Annotated in this window: 1 protein-coding gene; it reads left to right on the forward strand. The window is 53.7% G+C overall.

The window, feature by feature from the left end; all coding sequences use genetic code 11:
* The first annotated feature begins 53 nt into the window (after positions 1 to 53).
* A protein-coding gene (locus tag HMPREF3092_RS03060; RefSeq protein WP_141737943.1) for an IS3 family transposase occupies positions 54 to 1,279 on the forward strand; the annotation gives its coding sequence in 2 pieces (ribosomal slippage) (positions 54 to 333 and positions 333 to 1,279; 1,227 coding nt in all).
* The last annotated feature ends 32 nt before the right edge of the window (positions 1,280 to 1,311 follow it).

Consider the following 1,311-nt stretch of genomic DNA (forward strand, 5'->3'; position numbering starts at 1 on the left):
AAGATGAAGCGTCCTGGGTTTAGTTCCTACCTTAGGTAAGGAAGGATTGAACTATGCCTAGAAAGTATTCCGTCGAGTTCAAGGAGAAGGCGGTTCATCAGATCATCGAAATGGTCCGTTTGGAGTCTTGCTCACTGCAACGCGCCTACACTCAGGTCGGCGAGCTCCTTGGATTATCTCACCACACGTTGCGGGCTTGGTACCGTGACAGTGCTTCAGTACGTGATAATTCTGATGCGTCAGGCGGCGAAGGAATGGAAGAAGAGCTCAAGCGTCTGCGCCGAGAAAACCGCGAACTGAAACGAGCAAACGGGATTCTTAAGACTGCTTCGGCTTTTTTCGCAGCGGAACTCGACCGACCCGCGACCAAATGATCTCTTACATCGACGCATATAAAGATCAGTTTGGGGTCGAGGCTATCTGCCGAGTCCTTCGACAAGCAGATCGTGGATTCATTACTTCACGCGGCTACCGCAAAGTCACCACACGTGTTCCCAGCGCAAGGGCCTTAAGCGATAGCCTTCTCATTCCAGAGATACAGCGTGTGCATGCGGAGAATTTCTCGGTCTACGGCATCCGCAAAATGTGGCACGCGATGAACCGTGAAGGCTTTCATATCGGCCGCGACAAGACTGCCCGGTTGATGAAGCTAGCAGGTGTTTCCGGCCGCCGACGTGGACGAACCCCTGTGACAACGATTAGCCCGAAGGCACCGGATCATCGCCCAGACCTTGTACAGCGAGACTTTCGTGCACAAGCGCCAGGCAGGCTTTGGGTTGCCGACATTACCTACGTTCGTACCCTGTCAGGATTCGCCTACACCGCGTTTGTTGTGGATGTCTTCAGTCGGAAAATTGTTGGTGTTGCTACACGCTCGACGATGCGTACCGATGCGCTGCCCATGGAGGCTTTGGAGCATGCGTTAACGACTGCAGGGCGAATTCATGGAAACCAGTTAATTCACCATAGCGATCGGGGCAGCCAGTACGTGTCACTGAAGTATTCCACCGCGCTAGCGGAATCCGGAATCCGTCCGAGTGTGGGAACAGTCGGCGATTCTTATGACAATGCTCTAGCCGAAACAGTCAACGGTCTCTACAAGGCGGAACTGATTCATGCCCAAGGCCCGTGGACGTCGGCCGGAGAAGTCGAATTGGCTACCTTGCGGTGGGTGCATTGGTGGAACACCAAGCGACTTCACGAAGCATTGGACTACGCCACCCCACAAGAACTAGAAACCGAGTACTATCTCACCCAGCCCATCAACACAGGGGCGTAATAGAAGCGGAACTAAACCCAGGACGCTTCACA

The sequence above is a fragment of the Brevibacterium sp. HMSC24B04 genome, from assembly GCF_001806835.1.
In the GTDB taxonomy this organism is placed as follows: domain Bacteria; phylum Actinomycetota; class Actinomycetes; order Actinomycetales; family Brevibacteriaceae; genus Brevibacterium; species Brevibacterium ravenspurgense.